A 1,015-nucleotide genomic window follows, 5' to 3' on the forward strand; every position below is an offset into this window, starting at 1 on the left:
GTTTTCAGCAGCTTGCGATAAACCTTGTTCATGGCCAGCTGAGCGGAATACAGGGCAAAACAGACCTGCATGTCCAGGTCGAGTAGCGAATTGTCTGATTTAGCGTCTTTACTCATAGCGCCATATTAAATAGCGCACAATCTAATTGCAAGTTTTACAAAACCCATCATTGTTCCTACAGCGGCGCGGTAGCAGGGTTTTGTTTCCTGTTTGTGTGGTTTTCGCGTCTGGCATTCGGCGTTGAGCGTCATGCAAAGTGCGAGAGGTTCGCGGTAAGCCTATTAAAAGGCCAGGGAATCTCTGAATAACTCAAAAAAAAGCCCGCCAAAAGGCGGGCAACTGTTACTTGCGTCGAGGAAAGTCTGCTCAGCCAGTCGGTGCTGCCTGAGCTTTTTTATTTAGAACTTGTGTTCCATACCGATACCGAAGATGGTTTCTTCAGTGTCAGCCACATCGAACTCAAGCTGTGTACCGTAAGCGTAGACTTTGCTGGCTTTGGCCAGTTTGTAGTCTGCGCCCAGGCTTACCTGAGTGGCTTCTTCGTCGGATACGTCACCTTCAGTCATGCCGTACTGGGCTTTCAGCTTGACGCGATCAATCTTGAAAGCACCGCTCAGGATGTAGGAGGTTTCTTCGCCGTCCGCTTCAGTTTCTTCAGCAGTCTGGAACAGTGCGCCGATTTCGAAGTTGCCCGGCTTCAGGCCAAGAGCCACACGGGTGATATCGATGGTCGGGCTAGTACCGGTTTCATCGGTGATCAGCTCGTCAGTCATGTCTGCATCGTGAGCGATGGCACCGTAGAACATGTCTTTTTCAGCAACCAGAGACACGGAGATGGTGTCTGCCAGGCCGGTTTCCGGATCGCCGTCACCGTCGATATCGTTGTTTTCTGCAGGAATGAATGCAGCGTTCAGGGTTACGAGGTCACCCAGAGCAGGCGTGCTGTACTGGACGATGTTGGAAACCCGGTTTTCGCCAGACAGAACGTTCTTGATATCACCGCCGATATCGTTGA

1 protein-coding gene is annotated in these 1,015 nt (G+C 51.0%); it reads right to left on the reverse strand.

The annotated features are described in order from the left end of the window. Positions 1-398: 398 nt before the first annotated feature. Positions 399-1,015: porin (locus A3730_RS24705; RefSeq protein ID WP_156501342.1), on the reverse strand; the 617-nt coding region annotated here is incomplete at its 5' end.

Source organism: Alcanivorax sp. HI0044 (genome assembly GCF_001634945.1).